General features: G+C 57.4%; 16 protein-coding genes. 7 read left to right on the top strand and 9 right to left on the bottom strand.

Going from position 1 to position 21561, the window contains the following annotated elements; genetic code table 11:
* The first annotated feature begins 40 nt into the window (after nucleotides 1–40).
* Complete coding sequence (locus tag Pla52nx_RS00500; RefSeq protein WP_146521864.1) at nucleotides 41–3337, top strand: GEVED domain-containing protein; 3297 nt, start codon at nucleotides 41–43, stop codon at nucleotides 3335–3337.
* A gap of 57 nt (nucleotides 3338–3394) precedes the next feature.
* Here the strand turns inward: Pla52nx_RS00500 and Pla52nx_RS00495 are convergent, their stop codons facing one another.
* Nucleotides 3395–4279: an alpha/beta hydrolase family protein gene (locus Pla52nx_RS00495; RefSeq protein ID WP_231742235.1), complete on the bottom strand. Its 885-nt coding sequence runs from the start codon at nucleotides 4277–4279 to the stop codon at nucleotides 3395–3397.
* 272 nt (nucleotides 4280–4551) lie between these two features.
* On the opposite strand from Pla52nx_RS00495, the gene ruvX reads away from it, so the two are divergent.
* Complete coding sequence (gene ruvX / locus Pla52nx_RS00490; protein ID WP_390620402.1) at nucleotides 4552–5127, top strand: Holliday junction resolvase RuvX; 576 nt, start codon at nucleotides 4552–4554, stop codon at nucleotides 5125–5127.
* 64 nt (nucleotides 5128–5191) lie between these two features.
* Here ruvX and Pla52nx_RS00485 read toward each other — a convergent pair whose 3' ends face one another.
* From Pla52nx_RS00485 to Pla52nx_RS00465, 5 genes are read right to left on the bottom strand one after another with little or no spacing between them, the layout of a single operon-like run.
* Entirely contained in the window at nucleotides 5192–5398 is a 207-nt protein-coding gene (locus Pla52nx_RS00485) for a hypothetical protein (RefSeq protein WP_146521865.1), read from the bottom strand.
* Nucleotides 5399–5411: 13 nt separating this feature from the next.
* Entirely contained in the window at nucleotides 5412–5669 is a 258-nt protein-coding gene (locus Pla52nx_RS00480; protein WP_146521866.1) for a hypothetical protein, read from the bottom strand.
* A 12-nt stretch (nucleotides 5670–5681) separates the two neighbouring features.
* A complete protein-coding gene (locus tag Pla52nx_RS00475; protein WP_146521867.1) occupies nucleotides 5682–6044 on the bottom strand; it encodes a hypothetical protein in 363 nt (120 codons plus the stop codon).
* Between the two features lie 7 nt (nucleotides 6045–6051).
* Nucleotides 6052–7080, bottom strand: coding sequence for a D-alanine--D-alanine ligase family protein (locus tag Pla52nx_RS00470; RefSeq protein WP_146521868.1), 1029 nt, complete (start codon nucleotides 7078–7080; stop codon nucleotides 6052–6054).
* Nucleotides 7077–8069 carry a putative zinc-binding metallopeptidase gene (locus Pla52nx_RS00465; protein WP_231742236.1) on the bottom strand — a complete coding sequence of 331 codons (993 nt, stop codon included), beginning with the start codon at nucleotides 8067–8069 and terminating at the stop codon, nucleotides 7077–7079. The genes Pla52nx_RS00470 and Pla52nx_RS00465 overlap by 4 nt, the downstream gene beginning before the upstream one ends.
* A gap of 120 nt (nucleotides 8070–8189) precedes the next feature.
* Between Pla52nx_RS00465 and Pla52nx_RS00460 the strand changes: the two genes are divergently transcribed.
* Entirely contained in the window at nucleotides 8190–9533 is a 1344-nt protein-coding gene (locus tag Pla52nx_RS00460) for a GTPase (RefSeq protein WP_146521870.1), read from the top strand.
* A 21-nt stretch (nucleotides 9534–9554) separates the two neighbouring features.
* Here the strand turns inward: Pla52nx_RS00460 and Pla52nx_RS00455 are convergent, their stop codons facing one another.
* Together Pla52nx_RS00455 and Pla52nx_RS00450 are read right to left on the bottom strand one after the other, a co-directional pair.
* Nucleotides 9555–10793 (bottom strand): S1C family serine protease, encoded by a 1239-nt coding sequence (locus Pla52nx_RS00455; protein WP_231742237.1) that lies wholly within the window; start codon nucleotides 10791–10793, stop codon nucleotides 9555–9557.
* Nucleotides 10794–11090: 297 nt separating this feature from the next.
* Nucleotides 11091–11501, bottom strand: a complete 411-nt coding sequence (locus Pla52nx_RS00450) for a TraR/DksA family transcriptional regulator (RefSeq protein ID WP_146521871.1) — start codon at nucleotides 11499–11501, stop codon at nucleotides 11091–11093.
* 520 nt (nucleotides 11502–12021) lie between these two features.
* Between Pla52nx_RS00450 and Pla52nx_RS00445 the strand changes: the two genes are divergently transcribed.
* Complete coding sequence (locus tag Pla52nx_RS00445) at nucleotides 12022–16098, top strand: FHA domain-containing protein (RefSeq protein ID WP_197454858.1); 4077 nt, start codon at nucleotides 12022–12024, stop codon at nucleotides 16096–16098.
* A 373-nt stretch (nucleotides 16099–16471) separates the two neighbouring features.
* Here Pla52nx_RS00445 and Pla52nx_RS00440 read toward each other — a convergent pair whose 3' ends face one another.
* Nucleotides 16472–18061: a C25 family cysteine peptidase gene (locus Pla52nx_RS00440; RefSeq protein ID WP_146521873.1), complete on the bottom strand. Its 1590-nt coding sequence runs from the start codon at nucleotides 18059–18061 to the stop codon at nucleotides 16472–16474.
* A 627-nt stretch (nucleotides 18062–18688) separates the two neighbouring features.
* On the opposite strand from Pla52nx_RS00440, the gene Pla52nx_RS00435 reads away from it, so the two are divergent.
* From Pla52nx_RS00435 to Pla52nx_RS00425, 3 genes are all read left to right on the top strand, one after another.
* Nucleotides 18689–18820 (top strand): hypothetical protein, encoded by a 132-nt coding sequence (locus Pla52nx_RS00435; protein ID WP_261344267.1) that lies wholly within the window; start codon nucleotides 18689–18691, stop codon nucleotides 18818–18820.
* Between the two features lie 90 nt (nucleotides 18821–18910).
* Nucleotides 18911–19864, top strand: coding sequence for a 4-hydroxythreonine-4-phosphate dehydrogenase PdxA (gene pdxA, locus Pla52nx_RS00430; protein WP_146521874.1), 954 nt, complete (start codon nucleotides 18911–18913; stop codon nucleotides 19862–19864).
* Nucleotides 19865–19903: 39 nt separating this feature from the next.
* Entirely contained in the window at nucleotides 19904–21547 is a 1644-nt protein-coding gene (locus Pla52nx_RS00425; protein WP_231742238.1) for a DUF6798 domain-containing protein, read from the top strand.
* Nucleotides 21548–21561 lie beyond the last annotated feature (14 nt).

Genomic DNA, 21561 nt, shown 5'->3' with positions numbered 1-21561 from the left:
TCACCCTCTTCCTCGTGTTTCGCCCGTCCTTGATCGTGTCATGAAAACAAGCATTCGTTTCCTAAATTCACGCATTGGTCAACGACGTCAACCGAGCAATCAAATTCGTGCGACTCGTCACCGTCGACACATGCTGGAGACGTTGGAAAGTCGCCGATTGTTGGCCGCGATTGAGGTAACGACCAGTCTGGATGTCGTCGCCGATGACGGCTTGGTCAGCCTGCGGGAAGCGATCGATCTGGCGAATCAAGATGGGGAGGCGGACACGATCACATTCGCTACGACACTGTTCAACTCAGACTCCGTCACGATCGAACTCAACGGCACGGGGATGCAGATCACATCGCCGGTCAAGTTGTTAGGCCCCGGGGCCGATCGATTGATACTCGATGCGCAATTTGGCTCCGATGGTGTATTTGAAACCGGCGACGGGTTTCGACATTTCCACATTGCTGATGGAGATGCCAATGGCTTGATCAACGTGACGATTGCCGGAGTGACTTTGACCGGGGGCGATGTTGCCTCCAACGATCTGCTTGGTCGCGGCGGCGCCATCCTCAACGAGGAGAATCTGATTCTGCGTGAAGTCTACGTGCACACCAATGCCGCATTGGACGGTGGTGGAGTGGGCAACGCCGACGGCGGTATCGTGACGCTGGTCCGCAGCACCGTTTACGGAAACGTAGCAGCAGCTCCCTCCGGTGACGGCGGTGGAATATGGAACGCCAGCGGTGCCGGGCTACACGTCCTGGGCAGCACCATCTCGTCCAACGTCGCAGATACCCGTGGTGGTGGGATCGCTTCTTTGGGTGCGGTCACAGTCAGTCAGTCGACGATCACGGAGAATTTTGCGGGTACCGATGGAGGAGGTGTTTATGATTCGGCGGACAGCCAGATCATCAACGGCTCCATCGTTTCCGGAAACACAGCAGGTGGATCGGCCAACAATCTGCTCGGTGACTTTTCGGGTGACCACAACCTGTTGGGAACGGGTGACGCGAGTGGGGGCGCCAACGATGTGTTCTCCGACTCACCCGGCGTCGGGGCACTTGGCAACAACGGAGGGCCGACCCCCACACACGCATTGATGAATGACAGTCTGGCCATCAACGCTGGCGCGATGGGCACAACGAATCTCCTGGTCAACGGTGATTTCGAAACAGCAGATTTGACCGGATGGACATTCGAGACGTCCGACGCATCACTCGGTTTTGCTGAAATCAACGATGGGACCGTCGACACTCTCGCCGCAGATGATCCTTACTCGCCGATCTCCGGGTCGTCCGACGTCGTCCTAAGAGACACGGGGCCGAATACGCGAAGGCTTTATCAAGACATTTTGGTTCCCGCTGGAATTGCCGAAGCAACGTTGTCGTGGTCCGATCGCATCATCAACAATGCGAACCAGTTTGTTGATCCTCAGCAAGGATTTCGTGTCTTTCTGGAAGACTCCACCGGCCGTCTGCTCGACGAGGTCTTTTCCACCCAGCCGGGCGATCCGGTGGAACAACTTGGCCCCAATTCGCGTGGCTTTGATGTGACCAAGACGCTCCAGCAACATGAGGGAGAATCGCTGCGATTGACGTTCTACGTGCAGAATGAGTTGCTGGCCCTGCAGGTCTGGCTCGATGACATTGAGCTGTCCGTATTGCAAGCCGATCAGCGAGGCGGTGGCTTCTATCGCAACGATGGTTTTGGTGTCGATATCGGCGCGTTTGAACTTCAAACCGAATTGGACTTTGGCGATGCACCGGTGGGCTACCCGGTGATGTTGCCCGATGGGGCAAGTCACGCCGTGGGGTCGCTGACACTGGGCGGCCAGATCGACTCAGAACCCAACGGGTTGGCGGACGATGCAGCGGATGGTGATGGTGCAGACGATGACGGCGTCATTATGATCGCCGACATGGTGTCTCGCAGCGATGCGGCGACCACCAGCAGTTTCTCGGTGTTTGCGTCCGCGTCTGGATTCCTGGATGCATGGATCGACTTTGATCAAGACCAATCCTGGGACGACGCGGGTGAGCAAATCGCAGTCAGCGTCCCAGTCAACTTGGGGCAAAACACTCTGTCGTTTGCTGTACCGGCCGGAGCTGTCGCAGGCAATACCTTTGCAAGATTCCGACTGAGTTCCAGTGGAGGCTTGACGCCGACAGGCTCGGCGATCGACGGCGAAGTCGAAGACTATGTGGCGACGATCTTGGATGGCAGCTCGGTCCAGAATCTGCAGGTTGACTTACCGCACGAAGATGCCATCCTCCGAATCGACGGACCGGACCTGGTGCTGCAGAGCAGCGGCAAAGTACTCTTTCAGGCACCCAATCAAAGCGTCGGGCTACTGAATATCCTCGGCACCTCGGATGCCGATCAGTTCATCATCGACTTCTCCGGCGGCATCCTACCAGCCACCGTCTCGCAGGAATTGCGCCTCAATGGCGGCGGAGGCGATGATTTGTTGACGATCATGGGTGGCGACGGAACCATTGATTTCACTGACAATGGAAACGTCACGATCACGGGTTTTAACACCATTGATCTTGGTACACAGCACGCTCATTCGATCACACTGGATTCGGAGGCGTGGCTCAACGTGCGTCCGGCCACCGGCGACTTGACGATCTTGGGTGGCGTCGACGACACCATCACGTTCGTCGATCGCAGTGCTTGGCTGATGGGACCGACGTCCATCGAGGGTGGGCGGTTCCTTCGCAGTGCGGTTCAAGCGGGTGTTACCGAGACGCAGTCTTTGCTGTTCGACTTGGCCGCTCCTTGGCAGAACATCATTCGCCCTGGCGACGTCAACAACAATGGTATGGTGACCGCCGGCGACGCGTTGGACATCATCAATGAGCTAAAGAACCATGCTTACTCGGATGCCACGACTCTAGACCTGCTGGACCCGATGAACGTGGCGCAGTGGCCCGGCGTCTACTATGACCAAACCGGTGATGGTCGAGTGACCGCCAACGATGCTTTGCAAGTCATCAACGAATTGAGAGCGATTCGCTTGGGGGAAGTGGAACCGGAGTTCGTTGATTTGGACGAAAATGGACTACGAAAGGTGATTGCATTGGGTACAGCGATTGACCAAGCACTCGTTCGCTTCGGCACGACGTTGCATGAAGTCCAACAGGAGCCGATCCCAGCAGCCATCGTCGTTGCTATGCTGAACGCTTCAATGCCTAATGCATCGTTGGCAAGACCCTCAGAGGTCGGAGCTATCTCTCCTGCAGGGGAAGTCGCCACGAACGCATCGACGGTGGACCAAGTGATTGATCAGCTATGGCTGGAGGACGAATTGCTATCCGGGAGCGTTGTTCTCTCGTTGGCCGAATGACGGCACACGCTATCGACGTGGAACGTCGAGCGACTTTCGAGTGGCTGTTGGGCGATGCTATCGATCTGCCACGTCGGGCGACGGTGTTCGCGACGCGTAGCGGTGCAAGAACGCTGACATGGTTTGGGACACGTACGTCAGATCGTCCGTGTTGCGCACCAGCAAGTGGTCGGCGTCGGCGAGAGCCACCAAGCTGACCGCATTGGTGTCCGGTTTGCTTGTTTGCGACGACGAAGTATTCGGAGCGGCACTGTTGATCAGACTCATGATCCGCAGGGCGTGATCGATGCCGACCGTTTCGTCGACCGGTGAGTGCATCAGCATCACGGGGCAACGAATGTTGGGAATCCACCGGGTGACATCATGCTGGCGAAAGTCTTCCAGCATTTGCCGGTGGATGGTCCATGTGATGCCTCCGATGGTAACGTCGCCTGCGCCGAGGGATTCGATCTCTGGATTCATCCTGGCCAGCAGTGTTGCCAGGTGTGAGGTGTCACTGGGGGCTGCCAACGTGATCACGCCATTGAGATGTTCCAAGTGCACCGAGGCGTCTGCCTGGGTTTCTCCTTTGGCGAAGTGTTTTGCCGCCGTGACCAACGACGCCAAACCGCCAAAGCTGTGTCCGATCAGGCCGGTGACCGGCCCCAACTCCGAATGGGCGAAACGGATCGCGGCGGCCAAGTCGGCCAAATTCGTGGTGAAATTGGTCTCGGCAAAGTCTCCGCCGCTGCCGCCCAATCCTGTCATGTCGAAACGTAGCACGGTGATCCCCGACTTCGCCAAGGCACGCGAGATGCGGACCGTTGCCTTGAGGTCTTTATTGCAAGTAAAGCAATGGGAGAAAACAACGACCGGAGCTTGACCGTTGCGGTGAGCCGGCTCACGGGGTCGATCCACGATTCCGGCAAGCTCAACGCTGTGATCGCCGTTGGGGAATTTCACACGAAATGATTCAGTGGTCAGCAAAACGAGCAGGGTCCATTGTGGTGAGATGGCGGGAGCGGGAGAGTGCCCAAACCGCGAGCTGAGCTTTGATACTAATGGTCTGGGACAGCTAGAAGTTTGGGTTAGCCGTAGTGGATCTTGCCAATGATCCCACCGCTACAGGATCTTTAACAAGATCCACTACCCTATAGATAAGTTGTCCCAGACTACTAGCACGATTCTTTCATTTGGATGCGGCCAGTGGAAGGCGTGGGGGGGCATGACCGGGAATGCGTGAAGGTTATGATGGCGGAATGACAGACATCAGCGACCAGTCAGCAAACACAGGCGAATCGAGCGCGGACCATTTTCCACAGTCGGGGCGATTGGCCGCTGTCGATTATGGAACGGTGCGGATCGGGATCGCGATCTGTGATCCCGATAGGATCTTGGCGAGCCCCTACGAAGTGTATCCGGCATCGGGGCCGAGCAAGGACGCTGCGTACTTCAAAACGCTGGTCAAAGAAGAGCGTGTTTCTGGTTTCGTCGTCGGGTTGCCGATCCACTGTGATGGCGGCGAGAGTCAGAAGAGCCGTGAGTGCCGAACATTTGCACGCTGGTTGTTTGAGCAAACGGGTGTCCCCGTGCGGCTGTTCGACGAGCGCTTCAGCACGTCGGCAGCGAAACAACGCTTGTCCGGCGGCGGACTGACCCGCGGTCGCAAAAAACAGCGACTTGATGCCGTGGCCGCATTGGTCTTGTTGGAGTCATTTTTGGAGTCCAGCCGTTACCACGGCGCGATCCCAGGCCAATCGATCCACGATCAAACCGATGGGGGTGATTCCCTGAGTGACGATGACAACTGAGTCGTCACCGCCGACAAAGACGACTCAGTCATCGTGTCGAACTCGGAAACCACCCCGCGTTTGATCAAGCGGCGTGGTCGGCCATCAACGTGTCCAGCAGCGCTTCGAGGCGGCGTTCGGCTTCTTCTTTGCGGGCAACGCGTTCGGCTTCGCTCCACTGAGCACGGATACGCTCCACCCGTCGGGAGATGACATCGTCCGATGGCAGCGTTTCATTATGAGCGATCGCGGGCTTAGCCAAAACATCCGTCATGTGTTCAATCGTCAACATGGTTTTTCCTTCCTCATGAAAAGTGAGTCGCCGAAACAACTGTTGGGTATGGCTCTGAGAGCCCGTGAGTGCCGCCAAGTTTCACGTCGAAATTCGTTTCACAGGAATCGATTTCGATGTTCTCTTGGCGAGACACCCCAGAAGCAACCAGTGTGCCAATCACTACACTAGACGCACGAAACGGAATTTCCTTCCATGAAAAACCGAGAGAATTGCCGCTTTTTTCTTTTTTTTCGATGTTGAGGCGGGGGAAAAGTGCTGTGTTTTGCAACAGCCCAATCCGTCAGGCGATGAACAAACTTTCAAAGGTTTGCAATTCTTGCCACTGTCGTTCTGGCAGAACCATGACGACGATGGTCGATTTTTGACCAGCCGCATTGATGGTCACGAAGCATTCGATCAGCCGTCGCCAAGCGGCGAGCGTGCATTTTCCCCGCAGTTCGACGTACTGCAATTTGCCGGCGGCGTCGTACAGCATGCCGAAAACCTGAAATCCGGCACCTGCCCAGACGAACGAGCCGTCGGGTTCAAAGTACAGCCGCTCCAGCTCGCTGAGCCGCTGCTGCGCCTCTTCGAAACTGAGCGACATTTCGTCCGAGGCGCGGCGGCCTGCGGAGAGGTGGACGTGAAATGCGGGCAAATTCATTTCGGCCTCAGCCCGTCATCCAGTCGGCTTTGTAGCGGAGTCCCAGATTGAGAATCCGTTGCACCAGGGTTTCGTAGCTGATCCCGATGGATTCGGCGGACTCGGCAAAGTCTTCACCGTATTCGATGTTGGGATTCGCGTTGGCTTCCAGGACGAAAATCTCACCTGCATCGGTGAGTCTGAGGTCCATTCGGGCATAGCCGCTCATGTTCAGTGCCCGATAGACTCGCTTGCATGTCTTGCTGATGCGAGCCTGCAGTTCATCACTGAGTCCTTCGGCCGCGTCGGTGGTGATCCCGTGTTTGTCCTGATAGCGATGATCCCATTTGACGCGGCTGGTGGCGATTTTTGCTGCGTCGTCGGGCAAGCTGCCGAAGTTCATTTCCCATGGCGGCAGGGTCTGGAGTCGCTGGTTTCCGATCACACCGACGTAGATCTCGCGGCCCTCGATGTACTGCTCGGCGATGGCGTCGTCGTTGGCGCGTTCGTGAATGAAGGCGACTCGTTCGGCCAACTGGGCATCGTTGTGGACGATGGAGGCTTGTGAGATGCCGAACGAAGCGTCTTCGACGACGCTTTTGACGAACAGGGGAAACTCGAGTTTCTTGGGTCGATGAACGGTACGACCGACGGGAAACACGGCGAATCGAGGTGTTTGAATGCGGTGGTAGGTGAGGATTTTTTTGCTCAGCGCCTTGTCCTTACTCAGCAACAGCCCTCGTGGATTGCATCCTGTGTAGGGTTGCTGCATCAGTTCCAGGTAGCTGATCACGGCAAAGTCATAGGTGACGACGCCATGAAATTCCTCCAGCATCATGAACGTGATGTCCGGTGCGAACTCGTTCAGGGCGTTTCGGATCGGCGACAAATCGTCGTAGACACCCAGCGGCAAGATTTCGTGACCGATACGCCGCAGGGTCTCACAGACATCGAACTCGGCCTTCCAGGCGTAGAGTTTTTTGTCGCTGACACCCTCGAGTGTCTCAGGCGGGACATGCCCGTCGCGAACGAGGACCAGAACGCGAGATTTGCTCACAGCATGACCCGCCTGTGACCGGAGTTGAGGTAGTTCGCCGTTCGAATGGCCACCAGGATCATGGCGTCGCGTTTGCATTGCTCGACGGGACTTCCCACCCGAAGCTTCATTTCGCGGCAACGCTCAATCATTTCTTGGACCACTTGGTCGATGGTGTAGGAATACTCGCCCGTCCATTTCGCGACCACTTCTCGGATTTCCGCCCGACTGCGGCTCAGGAAAGCGGCTGCGGTGGTACCTCCGTTGCCATTTTTTTGTTGGGCAAACAGCTTTCTCAAGTCGGCGTCAAAGACACTGGGATGGTTCAACCCGTAGTGTTCACGCTTTCGCTGATAGTGAGTTCGCAGTGTCTTGCGGATGCGACTGATCGGATCGAGGCTCTGGCGTACGTTATTCTTCGGCGCTCGTCCCTGGGCGGTTTTCATGAATTCATCGACGCAATGCAACTTTTTCAGCGCGGGCCACCCCTGGTATCGACTGCGCCAGCGAGAGCCGGGACGCAGCCAAACGGCGAATGTTTCTGCAAAATCCTCCAGCGGGTGTGCTTGAGCGTACCACATGTCGAGGTGCAGAACATAATCACGGGTCTGCGTTTTGGGGCGGTAATACTCAGGATACGGCAACGAGGGCCGCCCAAAGACTTCGCGATACTTTTGGCGTCGACGGAGATTGAACGCCGTATCGATGGCATGACCGGCTTCGTGACGCAGGATTTTCATGCACCACGGGTGCGTCCCACCCTCTACCTCCAACAACTGCTTGCGTTCCAACCGGATCAGACGCGGATGAGCGAGATAAAACGGGATCGCGATCCCGGGAATGCCGTCGGGAGAGTACCAATCGTCGCTCAGCCAACAGTGCGGACGGAAATGGAGTTCTCGATCACGAAGCTCTCCGTTGAGCTGATCGATCCGAGCCTCCAGCGGCGTGTCGCGGATCGTCAGCTTCAAGTCACACAACCGCATGTCCAGGAGCTCTTCGTCTGTCATGGACGATAGGTCTGGTCGCTGCTTTGGCATAGCTCAGTAGCGTGCGGAATGTTCCAATGAATTCTGATTGCGACATGCATCCGACATGTTTGCCGCGCTAGTCTATTCAACCACCGTGTAATGTCTTTACCCCAAATGATAGAAAGCTGCAAACACGAATCACGCCCCGACTGCAATTCCATCGAATGTTGTCGGCTGACGGGTGACGGTCGATCGGCTGTGGCTGTCGTCGCATTGCGTGATCGACTGCAGTCCAGTGACAACGTCCACCGTCTGATCGCAGCTTGCTTTCAATCCGCATCGGCAACGCCGATGAAAGCGGATCAGATTCGCTACGGCGTGTGGACGGGACCTCCAGAGCAGCACAAAGAACAGCACAGCGAAGCGACCCACAGTGCTGCTACGAAGCCAGGGGGTTCAGTGACTCACGGGGAATCCGTCGTGGTGTTGCCGCTGGACCGAGGCCGCATGGAAATTCACTGCCACGGCGGGCAAGCCGCTGTCGGGCGGATCCTGGACGATCTAGCGGCCCTGGGCTGTCAAATTGTTTCCTCAATCGAAGTGTTGGCTGACGAATTTGCAACGGATGGAGACAGCTCGGAAACCGGGCGACTGGTCCGCGAAGCTCTTGAGGTTCTGATTCGTTGCCCCACACAGCGAACCGCGGCGATCGCGTTGGATCAAGTCCGTGGCGGGATGACACGCTGGGCGATCGATAGCAGAACACGGCTCCGCAGCGATCGAGACGCTTGGGGCGAGGTGAGCGAGCAAGCCGTTGCGATCTTGCGACACGCCAACGTCGGATTGCATTTGGTCTCGCCGTTTGATGTTGTGCTGGCGGGGCCGCCCAATGTGGGCAAGAGCAGTTTGCTCAACGCGGTGATCGGCTACGACCGCGCGATCACGATGGATCAGCCCGGCACCACGCGTGACGTGCTGAGTTGTGAAACGGTGATCGACGGATGGCCGATCCGCTTTCGTGATACCGCAGGTTTGCACGAAGGCGGCGAGTCGATCGAGAGAGAAGGCATGCGGCGAGCCCAATCGGCGATCGCCGAAGCGGACTTGGTAGTTGCTGTACGGCAAGCACAAGACGGATCTCCCCCACCGACCAGCGACTCGCTTGCATGGCTAGAGTCGAGCACAGTCGCGGCGCTGCGACCGCTGCCGATCCTGCATGTCCTCAACAAAGTCGACTTGCTCGCAGGGAGCCCAGATCTGCGTAAACAAACGGACGTGCTGTACACGGTTGCCACCACAGCAGTCGGTATACCCGAGCTAATGGCCAAGATCATCGCAAGGCTTGTTCCGCAACCGCCGTCGACGGGCGAGCCCGTGCCGCTCAACAGGCGGCAACGGGATTGTCTGGAAACGATTGCCCGAGCCAAAAACTCCACAGAAAGCGGTTTCGCTGAGGTGGACACCGCTTTGACGCGTTTGTTGGGGCTCGACGAACCCGTCTGACACGGTCCAGCCCGGTCCAGTTCAGTTGACGTCCGTCAGCGTGACATCGGTTCGGTAACGCTTGCCGTCACGATAGATGATCATCTGCACCTGCGAGCCGATCTCTGTCATGCCGACTTGGGCAACCAAATGATCGTCGTTGTCCACCAGCGTGTCATTGAACTGGATGATCACGTCGCCGCGTTGCAAGTTGGCTCGTTCGGCTGGCGAGCCACGTCGAACATCCTTGACCAAGGCACCGCCCGGCAAAGATGTCCCGCTGCCGGGCCGATAATCTGGATCCAGGGTGACACCCAAGTAACCGCGTCGCAATTCACCATGCTCGATCAACTCGTCTGCCACTTTGATCGCCATGTTGATCGGGATGGCGAAACCGATTCCTTCGCTGCCACCGCTGCTGCTGGCGATGGCCGTATTGAGTCCGATGACTTCGCCTCGCAGGTTCAACAACGGACCTCCGCTGTTGCCCGGGTTGATCGCGGCATCGGTTTGAAAGAAATCCTGCAAGTCGATCTTCTGTTCACCTAGGGAAAGATCACGACGTCCTTTGGCGCTCAAGATCCCGAAGGTGACGCTGTGGCTAAGACCGAACGGACTGCCGATCGCGATTAAAAAGTCTCCGATCTCGACCGTTCGGCTATCACCGACGCGGGCCGCAGGCACATGCAGCCCAACGACTTGCATCACAGCAACGTCGGTGCTGGGATCGGCCTCGATGCGGGTCGGATGAAACTCGCGACCGTCCGCGGTACGCAACAGAATTTCATTGGGTTTCGAGCCCAGGATCACGTGTCGATTGGTCAACACCCAGTCGCCGCCACCCAGCCTGACCAGCACTCCGCTGCCGGCTTCATCATAGGATTCGTGGCGTTGTGTCTTGTGGGCTTCGATGTGAATCACACTTGGCTTGACCAATTGCGAAACGCGACGAACGAGGTTGCCCAAGCGATCGAATGCGTTGAACTCCTCTGCCAGCTCGTTGAACAATTGCTCACGATTCTGATCAACCAACGCTTCGGTTGCGTTTCTGGGCGATATCGTGACAGGGGGGCGACGAACACTGACAGAGCGACCATCGCTGTTGGCTCCAGTTTCATCCAAGTCGGCGGAACCGTGAGGCATCGGGTACCGAGATCGAAACGCATCGGCGTCTTGGGCATGAACGAGCGATGAACCGACGCCTGTTGTGATCGCGGTGAGCGTCAGCGAACAAACCAGTCGCTGCGCCCAGCGCGGAATGGAAGTCTGCAGTAGTGCCATAGGACGAGTCAATGAAACATGGGAAGGGAGGATCGACGAGGGAGTGCGTCGCATTCTACGCATCGTCGAAATCGCTCGTCCACTTTTTAAGACATTGTGTTGGCATCCCTGCGCGGGGCATATGACAGAACCCGCATCGATGGCAAATCAAAAAACGACCGAACAATCCAACACAGGTTGGGATGCTCGGTCGTCATGTTTGTCACTGGTTACTGAATCGTGTTGACCCGTACGGATCATTCAGCCCGACGCACTGCTACAAATGCGGCGTTGAATCAAGCTCTTGCGAGGTTTCACTCAAACGGGGTCAGGTTCGTACTGGTCGAACACGCGATTCATGCTGGCCGCGGGGTGCTTTCGTTTTCGCTCCAGCAGTCGCCGGCACTCGATACAATCGTTCGCATGCGGGACGGCACGCAGACGTGTCAGCGGGATCGACTTGCCACAACCCTCACAGATGCCATAGCTGTCATTGTCCATTCTTGCGATCGCATCGTCGATCGCCTGGAGCTCTTTGCTTTCGGCCTCCAGCAGTTGACTGTTCAACTCGTCCTGAACGGAGTCGGCAACCGCGTCCAAGATGTCACCACTCTTGGGGCGATGCATTTTCTGCAGCAGTTTCAGGTCACCCGCCACCGTGCGTCGCAATCCTTCGCGTCGTTGGATCAACGTTGCCTTGAGTTTCTCGATCGCTTGTTTACGTGTCATGGGAGGGACCTCTTGGGTTCGCTTACTGAATCGACCACCGCCAGACATCGACGCAAGACATTCACTGCATACGCAACTGCAGGATTTCCGGTTTGATGCACCCCACCAGTGTGGTGGTCAGAAAAGGGGTGGGGTCTGCTGGCATCGTTATGTTAGGAAGCGGTCCAGCAAAGTCAGCGCGGAAATCCACGGCCTCTTGCCCACGAATCACCCTGATGACGCCAAAGATGACGAATGACGCGTTTTTTATGGGTGGGAAATTGGCTGATTTTGTCCCCAGCGGGTCGGACATTTCCCGCAGCGACGTGCCGTTGGCGTCGTTTTGAGCGCCCTTCCTACCACGGACTTCCCCCAGATTCGCCAGTTCGCCCGAATCCAGGACCGTGCCGACAAAACCCCTCTGACCGGCCTAATTTGGTTCACAGCACCCACCCGATCATCCGAAACACAGACAGTGACATTGTCCATTCGACTCAGTTCGTATGGATTTTTTGATGAAATGCAAGCAAGGAAGCCTGCGGTGAGCACAGACCAAACCGACCTCGCTGACGAACGAAGCCACTCCCCCTTTGGTGCTTCCAGTACTTTGAGCGGAACGACGTTCTCCTCAAACGATGCATCCGACAGAGATGCATCGGACAGAGATTCGTTCGGGTCAGCGGCGATCGAATTCCGTGTGATGCAGCCGGGAGCCCCCGTGCGCCGATTGCGTCTGACGGGCAATCGATACACCTTCGGTAGCGGCGAGGGATGTTCGATTCAGCTCAGCGACGACACTCTGCGTCCGATGCACGCGGTGCTCTTGCGGGACGCCCACCGCGTCTTGCTGCGAGCCTACTCCGTACCGCTGGAGTTCAATGGTGCGCGGGCAACCGAATCGACACTGCGGGTCGGCGACGTGATCCGAATGGGCAGCTACAAATTTGAGTTGCTCTCCGCACCAGAGCCAAAGTCGGACGGTCCGCGTCGCGCGCCATCATTGACCGAGTTCGAAACGCCGCGAGAAGTGACAGATCGTCACCTGAGATCCAAGATAGCTGACCTGTCGGAGCAATGGCACGCGCGGCATGCAGAGTGCGAAGCTAGGGAGAATCGCTGCGACGACCGTGAAATGACCTTGCGTCAACGCGAAAGCGAGCTCTGGAATCGCGCCGAGCAACTACGCATCCGTGAATCGGAACTGGTCGCACAGGAAAACGCAGCCCGTGAAATCCTGCACGAATTCTCCACCAGCCAAGACGAACTGACACAACTGCGTCAGTCCAATCTGGAGCAGTCGGATGAGATAAAGAACAAGGACGAGTTGCTCAAGCAGCGAAGGGCGGAGCTGGAGGCTCAAAAAGAAGAGCTTCGTCTGCTGCAGGAAGAACACCAGGAAAAGATCAACGAGGCCGCCGAGCAACTGGCGCAGTCGCAACGACAGGCGGAGTCGGCGACCGCTGCCGTCCAAACGATGCGAGATCAATTCGCCTCGCTCAATGAACGACTTGCCGGTGTCAGCAGCGAATACGACGAACTGCAACGCCGCGAACAGCAGCAACGTGACGAACACTCGCGACTGCGAAAACAACTGGAGGTCGCTCGTGATCAGGCGATCGACGCGCACGCGCGGTGCGAGGCCCAACGCGGCGAAGCCCAAGCGCGTTGCGAAAGCTTGTCATTTGAACTTGACCAGGCGCGTCGTGAACTGGATTCGTTGACCCAGCAACGTGACAAGTCTGCCAGCGAACTGACACAAATTCGGTCCCAACTGGAAACGACCCAACGCGAATTGCTGGAAGCCCAACAGCAGCATGAGTCCGCTCTGGCTGAGCTGGCGTCCGCTCGCACGGAACTGCAAGTCGCTCAGGAAGAACTGCTGGCCGCTGCGAATGATCTTGGGGTGTCCCAGGAGAAACTGGCCGCAACGCAAGAGGAATTGGAATCCAAACAGGCCGAAGCAAAGGCCAGCATCGAGCAGTTGGAGCTGAATGTCGCTCAAGCCGAGGAGTTGTTGACCGCCGCTCAACAACGCGCGGAGGAAAACGAGCAACGTGCTTGGGAATTTGAGCAGCAACTCGGCGAAAGCGCGCAAGCAGGTGCCCAAACCGAGCAAAGAATCTCCCGATTGATTCAGGAATTGGCCGACGCTGAAGCAGAATCGGAAAAGCAGCTCGCGGAATTGCGGACGCAACTGGCCGATGCCGAGTCACGCGCCGCAGCGGCAGCGACTGCGTTGGAATCGAGGACACAGCAAAGCGATCGAGAGATCGCAGATCTGAAACGCCAGGTACAGTCGCACTTGTCCGTCCGTGCGGCCAATGAGACCTTTGTCAAGGAACTCAACGCTGAAATCCAGCGTCTGCAATCGACCGTTGCCGCGGCCAACAAAGAAGCGTCGCAGTTGCGGTCTGATTACGAGGGGGCCGAAGCATCGATCAAACAGCTGGAACTGCTGATCGATCAAACCAAGTCGAACAACGAGTCCGGTTATCAGAGTTGGCTCTCCGAAGCCGAGGAGCTGCGTCAAACGATTGAGCAACTGTCGGTCGATTTGGCCCAAGCCAATTCGGAACTGGCACAACTCAAGGAAGTCAACACGTCTCTGACACGTGACCTGGAGACAACCAGCCGCGAGCGAGACGATGCCCAAGCCGATGCCGAATCACGCCCGACGCAGGAAGCTTGGGGCGCACTCAGCAGTGAACTGGAATCGGCGAAACGTCAGTTGGAACAGATCCAGTTGGATCACGACGCGACGCTCGCCCGATTGAACGACCCTGCTCGGCTGAACGACTCTGCTCCGCAGTGGCCATCATTGGCCGGCTCGCAGTCGGGTGAAGTGGAAACGAGTAACGAAGATGAGTTTCCCGTCGAGTCTACTTTGGTCGTCTCCGATCCAGTGAGTTTCGTCAGGGAAGCGGCAGACGAATTGGATACCGAGGAGACGAACCAGCAGACTGCCCAACAGACTTCGCTGGGACACACCGAACCACTGGGCGAGGATCAATCCATCGAGCATGCGGACGACCCCGCCGACGCATGGCCGACTTATCAATCCACCTGGTCCACGCCGATCGCAGAACGCGTTTCGGAGAATCACGAGACGACGGACGCCGGTGTGAGTTGGCAGGATGAGGCACCCGAAATCGCCGTGGAAGACACCATCGACGAAATCCAGCACGGACTTGATCAGGCGTTGGCCGCTGAGGACGATTTGCCAGTGGACGATTTGCCAGTGGACGAGCCCATCGCCAGCGATAGCCATCACTGGGCACGGCACGCAGAAAGTCATTCCTTCGTCGAAACGGAATCGCCATCCCCGACGGATACCGAACGGCCAACCGTCCAGGAGTTGACCAAGCCTGACAACATTGAGGCTGGAAGCCTCGCCGAACAGTTGATCCGGGACTTGGACCAAGCGAAGTCAAATGATCACGATTTCGGCGAACCGGAATCATTCGGTGCCGGCCATGACTCTGCTGTGTCAGCCCTGAAAGAGGACGATTCATACTCTCGCCCTAGTGGTTATGGGTTCCCGGCCGAATATAGCGAAGACGGATACGGCGAAACGGGATACAGCGAAGACGGATACAGCGAAGACGGATATAGCGAAACGGGATACAGCGAAACGGGATACAGCGAGGCAGATTCTTATGAATCGATGCAATCGCACACCGGTTCCGACCCCTATTCGTCCTACCATTCCGACTCGGATGAGTCGCCCGATGGCACGTTCGTGATGGATTCTCCGTCGTCGCTTGCGGAATTGTCGTCGCTTGCGGAATTATCGTACGGACAAGACGAGCCCGAGGCCGAGGCGTCATCATGGAATTATGCTTCGCCAGCCGACACGATCGACGACGAAATGGAGTATGGCGACACGGTTCCGACTCCAATACAAGTCGAATCACCGGTTGTCGAGCAAGAACCAGCTGCGAGCGTCGATGATCCGGAAGACGACTCCATCGAAGCCTACATGAATCGCTTGTTGCAGCGAGTTCAAGGTGACTCAGCGGGAACCACAACGTCGACGGGGCAGACTGAAAAGATCAGTCAAACGCTCAGCAAGGACACTCAAACCAGCAACGACATCGGCGAGAGCACTCAGTCGCTGTCCGAGTCAACCGCTCAAACGGTGCCCATTGATTACGACGCACCGCTGGTTCCTCGCAGCCAAGCCCCGGAGCGGAACAGCAACATGTCTGCAATGCGAGAATTGGCCAATCAGTCTGCTCGCAACGCGGTCGAGCGAAGCGTCCGCTTGCAAGCACAAAAGCTGCAGTGGGCAGCGTTGACGAAGTTCGGCATTGCCTTATTGCCACTGTGTATGGCTGTTGCGATCTACTTCTTGTTCAACATGACGGGCGCGCTCTCGGGAATCCTGAAACCGCTGGGAATGATTGCCTGTTTCGCGTTGTGCGGCATGTTTGCGTACGAGGGCTGGGTCAAAATGCAAGACGCCCGTCGTCGTTTGGCATTGGCGGATTCAGGCGTCACGGGTCCCGAGGCGCTCAAAGCTGCTGAACTGGACTCCGATTACCCGATCGAGCTGGCCGAGCAGTTGGCCGGCGAGTGGGCCGATCAAGCGGAGTCGACGGACCAGCCGCTACGGTAACGTTGGGCGGAGGAATCAGTGGGGTTGTGGTTCCGCAGGTTTCTATCACCTCTCCCGGCGCAACTGGGGGAGCTCGGATCGTTTAACGCCTAGCCGCAGGCGTCAGTGCCGCTACCAACCGGATGGCACCGCAGAACCAAACGCAGCTTCCACCTACGCCTGCGGCTGCGGGTCAAACTCAACTGGAACGGACTTTGGTCAAGAACGGGCTGACGCAAAATGCGAGCTGCCCAGCTAGTGCATCGTCCGGTCTTGATTTTGGGGTTAGCCGTTTTGGCGTTAGCCACGGTTGTGTCACGAAAACCGTGGCTAACGCCAAAACGGCTCATCTACCGAACCCACGTTCTAAGACTGGACGATGCACTAGTCATGCTCACTGTCGCACATTCGTGCGAGCAGCACCGGACGCCCAACCTGCGACGCCTGATACGTGGGCTCTCAAGATCATCGGGCCCGAAATCTTCTCCGGCAACGTGATCGCAAAGGCTTGTCCGAGTCCCGCGGCAACGTCCGCGTGTTGCACTGCAACTTGCGTTTCGTTGGGATCCTCCGCTGAACTCGCCCCCAAGGGATGATGACAACTGAGTGTCAAGCGACCGTCGATCGGCGAAGTCAACTCGATCGTGATCGGGGTGCCGGGTTGGTAACCTGTCTCGGCTTTGATCTGCACCGGCTGGGGTGGATTAAGCCTCAGCATCGGGTCTCCGAGCAAGTTGTACAACTGAGCGTGCTCGGATCGTTCGTCGATCAGCTTCGTCCCCGCAGGGCTGATCATGGTGGCCAAGCCGTCCATCATCACACGGATCGACGACCGATTCGCTTCGTCGTCTTTCATGATCTGTCGCAACGTGACCAGCCATGCGTCCCCCAGTCGTGGCAATCGTTGTGCGTAAACTCCATCGATCAAACTGACCGCTGCAGTCGCGTTGCCGTACGGCATCGTCACGCGGCTGCCAGACAGGACAGCGATCGCACCGCCATCGTGCAGCAGCAGTTGTTCGGCGAACGAATCTTCCGACGCATCAAAGGCACCGGTGAAGCAACACAACAGCATGGCGATCGGAGCAACGCCTTGCTTGTTCTGCAATTGACGAACCGTCATCGAATCCAAAATCGGCATGCCCTCGGCCGTACGAGGAAAGCGATCCAATCTGGTGACCGATCCATGGCCGGCGTAGACCCAAAACCGGCATCCTCGGCAATAGCGATCGACCACCGCGGAAGTGAACGAATCGCCGACCGGACAAAACATGTGTCCTTCGCTGGCATACGAAACGATCGTACGGGTCTCAGGTGGCAAGACTCCCGTGACGACTGATCGTGTGACCGATTCGATCGCGGAGTCGGCAAAGGCACCAAACCCTCCAACGCCGCCGACAAGTTGCACCTGGTTTCGCCAGTCACCGAAGTCGACACAGGTTTCGTAGGCGATGATGCGATCGACTAACTTTGTCAGTGATCCCGCGTCATCGACGGGCAGGCGTCCGACGCAAAGTTCCGGGACACCATCGCCGTCGAGATCGCCGAACGACAAATCCGATGCCAAGGTCGGCGTGCTGCCCCACTTGGCCGTGACGACAGACTTGCTGTACCCAGTGGGAATTTGCGATTGAACATCACAGGGCGTGCCGATTGCCGGCGCGTCGCCGATCAACACCACGTAGCGTGTTTGATCGTCGGCTGCCTCCCGGATCGATGCCTGAAGTTTTTCCGCGGTCGACTGCGACGGCAATTTGACGACACGAATTCCGTCTGATTGGCGATGCTCGATCCAGGGCCCAATCGCCGCGTCGAACTCGGGCGGGCAGACGACCAGGGCAACAACCGGTTCTTCGCCCATTTTTTCTGCGTCTTGCGCTCGGCAAGGCGTCCCGACGAGCGATACGGCCCAAGCCAGCATGGCAATCGCGGCAATCCAGGCGTTCGAAATCGCAAGCGTTGTTGGATCGGATCGATGGGGCATTCGATTTTCGTGAAAAGTGAGACGGCCAAAAAGCACAATGACAGCAACCGCAGAAAAGTCATCCACGGTTATTGTACCCCGACCGTCCCGCTGGACCGAAGATCACTTTTGGGACACCTCCCCCAGGGAACATCGTCCAGTCTTAGAACACGGGTTCGATCAATGAGCCGTGGATTCTTCACCAGCCGTGTCCGGTTCCCGCGTAAAGGAGTGAGAACCGGACCCTAGCGAGAACGTCCGGCTTAGGTCGACGAATCTTCGACAAAATACCAGTTCGACGCGCAAGTGAGCGACTGGAGGTGCGTTCAAAACAATCATGGCTCCCCTCTCCCCCAAATCCTGGCGAGCCTAAGCGAGCCAGGATTTGGGGGAGAGGGGCAGGGGGTGAGGGGGCAACGTGTACTGAAAAGTATGCTTGCCGAAGAGTAGGTTTGAGATACCTCGCAGACAATTTCATAGTGAATCAGATCATCAGTTTCGATCGGTTTCAGCCCCTCACCCCCAGCCCCTCTCCCCACAAAGTAAGGCAAGCAGCACTTGCCTTACTTTGTGGGGAGAGGGGAGCCATGTTCTGTGACGTCGACCTAAACCGGACGCTCTCTATCGCGTGGCGGCTGATAGATACCGATGGTTATCGCACCAATCCCCGCAAGTCGTTTTGTGCAAATGCGTTGCGAAGTCTGCAATGAGTCGCGTGAATCGTCCAACCTGGAACACGACCAACCCACGGCTCACGACAAAGTGGCGTTGGGCAGCTAAAATCTCTGGGCTTCGACGCGATCCCTCCGACCTGACGCAGAAATCTTGTCTCCATCGACCCCACAACCTCGACCTGTCATTGGAATCACCGTGGGTGATTGCGCTGGGGTTGGTCCGGAATTGGCGCTCACTTGTGCGGCGATACCGGAAGTCACCGAACGTTGCACCCCGGTGTTGATCGGACCTCGGAGGATCTTGCAACGCATCAGCGAGCAATTGGACCTCGCCTTGCCGTCATCAGACTTCCGCTCCTCCCAATGGGATGGCGTCAGCGCGGCATGCTGGGATGTGGGTGAGATCGAGTGCGACGAAGTGACCGCGGGAAAGTTCAATCACCGCACCGGCCTCGCGTCCTTTGTCGCCGTGGACGCTGCGATCACCGAGACACTTGCTAGTCGACTCGATGCGATTGTCACCGGCCCGATCCAAAAGGAAGCCTGGCATGCTGCGAACGTGCCCTTTATCGGTCACACCGAGTTGTTGGCTGAGCGGACGGGGACGAGCGACTACAGCATGATGCTGACCAGCGATGTGATCTCATGCGTTTTGTGTACGATTCACATTCCGCTGGCGGATGTCGTCGGATCGCTGACGCGAGAGTCGATCGTTCGGGCGATCCGTTTGGGCGGCGCGGCGCTATCTCGCCGATTGAAACGTCCCGCACGGGTCGCCGTCTTGGGGCTCAATCCCCACGCCGGTGAGAACGGTTTGCTCAGTCACGGCGAAGAAGAGTCATTGATCGGGCCGGCGATCGAGCAGGCCCGAGGAGAAGGGTTTGACATCGTCGGCCCCTTGCCTCCGGACACGGCGTTCACTCCGGCCATGCGTGACCAAGTCGACGTGTACGTTTGCATGTATCATGATCAGGGTTTGATCCCGCTGAAAACGTTGTCCTTTGATGACGGCGTGAACGTCACACTGGGGTTGCCGATCGTACGAACGAGCGTCGATCACGGTACCGCCATGAACATCGCTTGGCAGGGAAAGGCACGCAGCACTAGCATGCAGCGCGCGATCGAGATGGCGATCGATTTGGTGGGTTGAGCCGCCATCCATCCAGTTGCACACACTTGGTAAGGAATCTTGATTCACGACGAAACACAAGGCCGCGAGACATTCCTCCGGACGCAAACTCGTGAGACGTTCCTCTGGACGGGAGTCATCATCGAGATCGCCTTGTTGATGTTGCTGTTCTACGTCTATGCGGGCGATCCGGCACCGCACGTGAACGAAGCTCACTATTTGGTCAAGGCCAAGAACTATTGGGACGCGACATGGTGTGAGCAAGATCTCTTTGCCGCATCGGGCAAAGCGCACACGACGTTCTATTTCTTGTTCGGCTGGCCGACGAGGTTCGTATCGCTCGCCGCGACGGCTTGGATCGGTCGGATCGTCGGTTGGTTGATGTTGGCGATCGGTTTGTGCAAGTTGACTCGGGCATTGATCCCGATTCCATTTGCGTCGCTTGTCGTGGCGGTGATTTGGATCGCGGGAGTTGAGTATGGCAATCTGGCCGGCGAATGGGTGGTCGGCGGCATCGAAGCCAAGGTGCCCGCGTATGGATTGGTGTTGCTGGGTTTGGCGGCCCTGGTGCACCGGCAATGGAACTGGGTTTGGACTTGGATGGGAGCGGCCGCGTCGTTTCATGTGTTGACCGGCGGATGGTCGGTGATCGCCGCCATGGTTTGCTATGCCGTCACGGAACTTCGCCGAGTCGACGACGGAAGAACAAAGTGGCAGTGGCAAGGTCTGCTTTGTCCCGGATTGTTCATCGGCGGGGCGCTGGCGTTGTTCGGTCTGTTGCCGGCGTTGTGGTTGACATCGGCTGCCAGTGCGGAGGATTCCGTTGCCGCGGCACAAATCTATTCTTACACGAGAATCAGTCATCACCTGACGCCGGCAATGTTTCCGTGGTCTTGGTATGCGCGGCATGGCGTTCTGGTTGCGGCCATGTTGGGCTTGGGGTGGGCGATGCGTGACACGCTCTCACGGCGACTGTTTTGGTTCGGTTGTGGGGCGGCCGGCATTGCGGCCGTCGGATTACTGATCGGGATGCTGCCCTCCGTCATGCCGGACTTGGCGGCCAAACTGTTGCGGTTCTATTGGTTCCGGCTGACCGATGCGGTGGTGCCATTGGTCGTCGGTTTGTTGCTACTGCGGGGCTCTTATGCTTTGCAGGATTTGCGAGCCGAGAGCCAGGAAACCGTCCGCCGCGTGGCCCATTGGATCATTGCCGGGGCCATCGGCTTGGTCGGCTGGTCGACCTATGAGCGGGGTCGGATCGGAATTCCGCCGTCGGCCAGCGACCGACTGCTCCGACCCTATGCCGATTCCTCGGTAACCGAGCAGCGTGCCGCGTACGCGGACTGGCTGGCCGTTTGCCAGTGGATTCGGGTCGCGATGCCAGAAAACGAAGTCCTTTTGACGCCTCGTCACCAACAATCTTTCAAATGGTACGCCGAGCGGGCGGAAGTGGTAAACTGGAAAGACGTTCCGCAAGATGCGGCGAGCCTTATCGAATGGGATCGGCGTTTTCGCGAAGTGTTGCCCAACGCTCGCGTCACCATCAACTACGCCAAATTGCAACAGTATCACTCGCGGTACGGTGTTCGATTCATGCTCGTTGACCGTCGCATCACGGGAGCGAACTTGCCGTTGATTCGAGTCTATCCGATGGCGGACGAAATCAACGAAACTTACGCGGTTTACGAACTACCGCACCCGTGACGAACCGCGACATG

This window comes from Stieleria varia, from assembly GCF_038443385.1.
Classification (GTDB): Bacteria; Planctomycetota; Planctomycetia; order Pirellulales; family Pirellulaceae; genus Stieleria; species Stieleria varia.
Note: the sequence above shows the minus strand (reverse complement) of the source record. Positions and strands in the feature narration are given on the sequence as shown.

What these genes read in the sequence shown, in the direction of transcription:
- Pla52nx_RS00500 (WP_146521864.1), top strand. Translation starts at nt 41, where the DNA reads ATGAAAACAAGCATTCGTTTCCTAAATTCACGCATTGGTCAACGACGT.
- ruvX (WP_390620402.1), top strand. Translation starts at nt 4,552, where the DNA reads ATGCGTGAAGGTTATGATGGCGGAATGACAGACATCAGCGACCAGTCA.
- Pla52nx_RS00485 (WP_146521865.1), bottom strand. Translation starts at nt 5,398, where the DNA reads ATGTTGACGATTGAACACATGACGGATGTTTTGGCTAAGCCCGCGATC.
- Pla52nx_RS00475 (WP_146521867.1), bottom strand. Translation starts at nt 6,044, where the DNA reads ATGAATTTGCCCGCATTTCACGTCCACCTCTCCGCAGGCCGCCGCGCC.
- Pla52nx_RS00465 (WP_231742236.1), bottom strand. Translation starts at nt 8,069, where the DNA reads ATGACAGACGAAGAGCTCCTGGACATGCGGTTGTGTGACTTGAAGCTG.
- Pla52nx_RS00460 (WP_146521870.1), top strand. Translation starts at nt 8,190, where the DNA reads ATGTCTTTACCCCAAATGATAGAAAGCTGCAAACACGAATCACGCCCC.
- Pla52nx_RS00455 (WP_231742237.1), bottom strand. Translation starts at nt 10,793, where the DNA reads ATGGCACTACTGCAGACTTCCATTCCGCGCTGGGCGCAGCGACTGGTT.
- Pla52nx_RS00450 (WP_146521871.1), bottom strand. Translation starts at nt 11,501, where the DNA reads ATGACACGTAAACAAGCGATCGAGAAACTCAAGGCAACGTTGATCCAA.
- Pla52nx_RS00440 (WP_146521873.1), bottom strand. Translation starts at nt 18,061, where the DNA reads ATGCCCCATCGATCCGATCCAACAACGCTTGCGATTTCGAACGCCTGG.
- Pla52nx_RS00435 (WP_261344267.1), top strand. Translation starts at nt 18,689, where the DNA reads ATGGTTATCGCACCAATCCCCGCAAGTCGTTTTGTGCAAATGCGTTGC.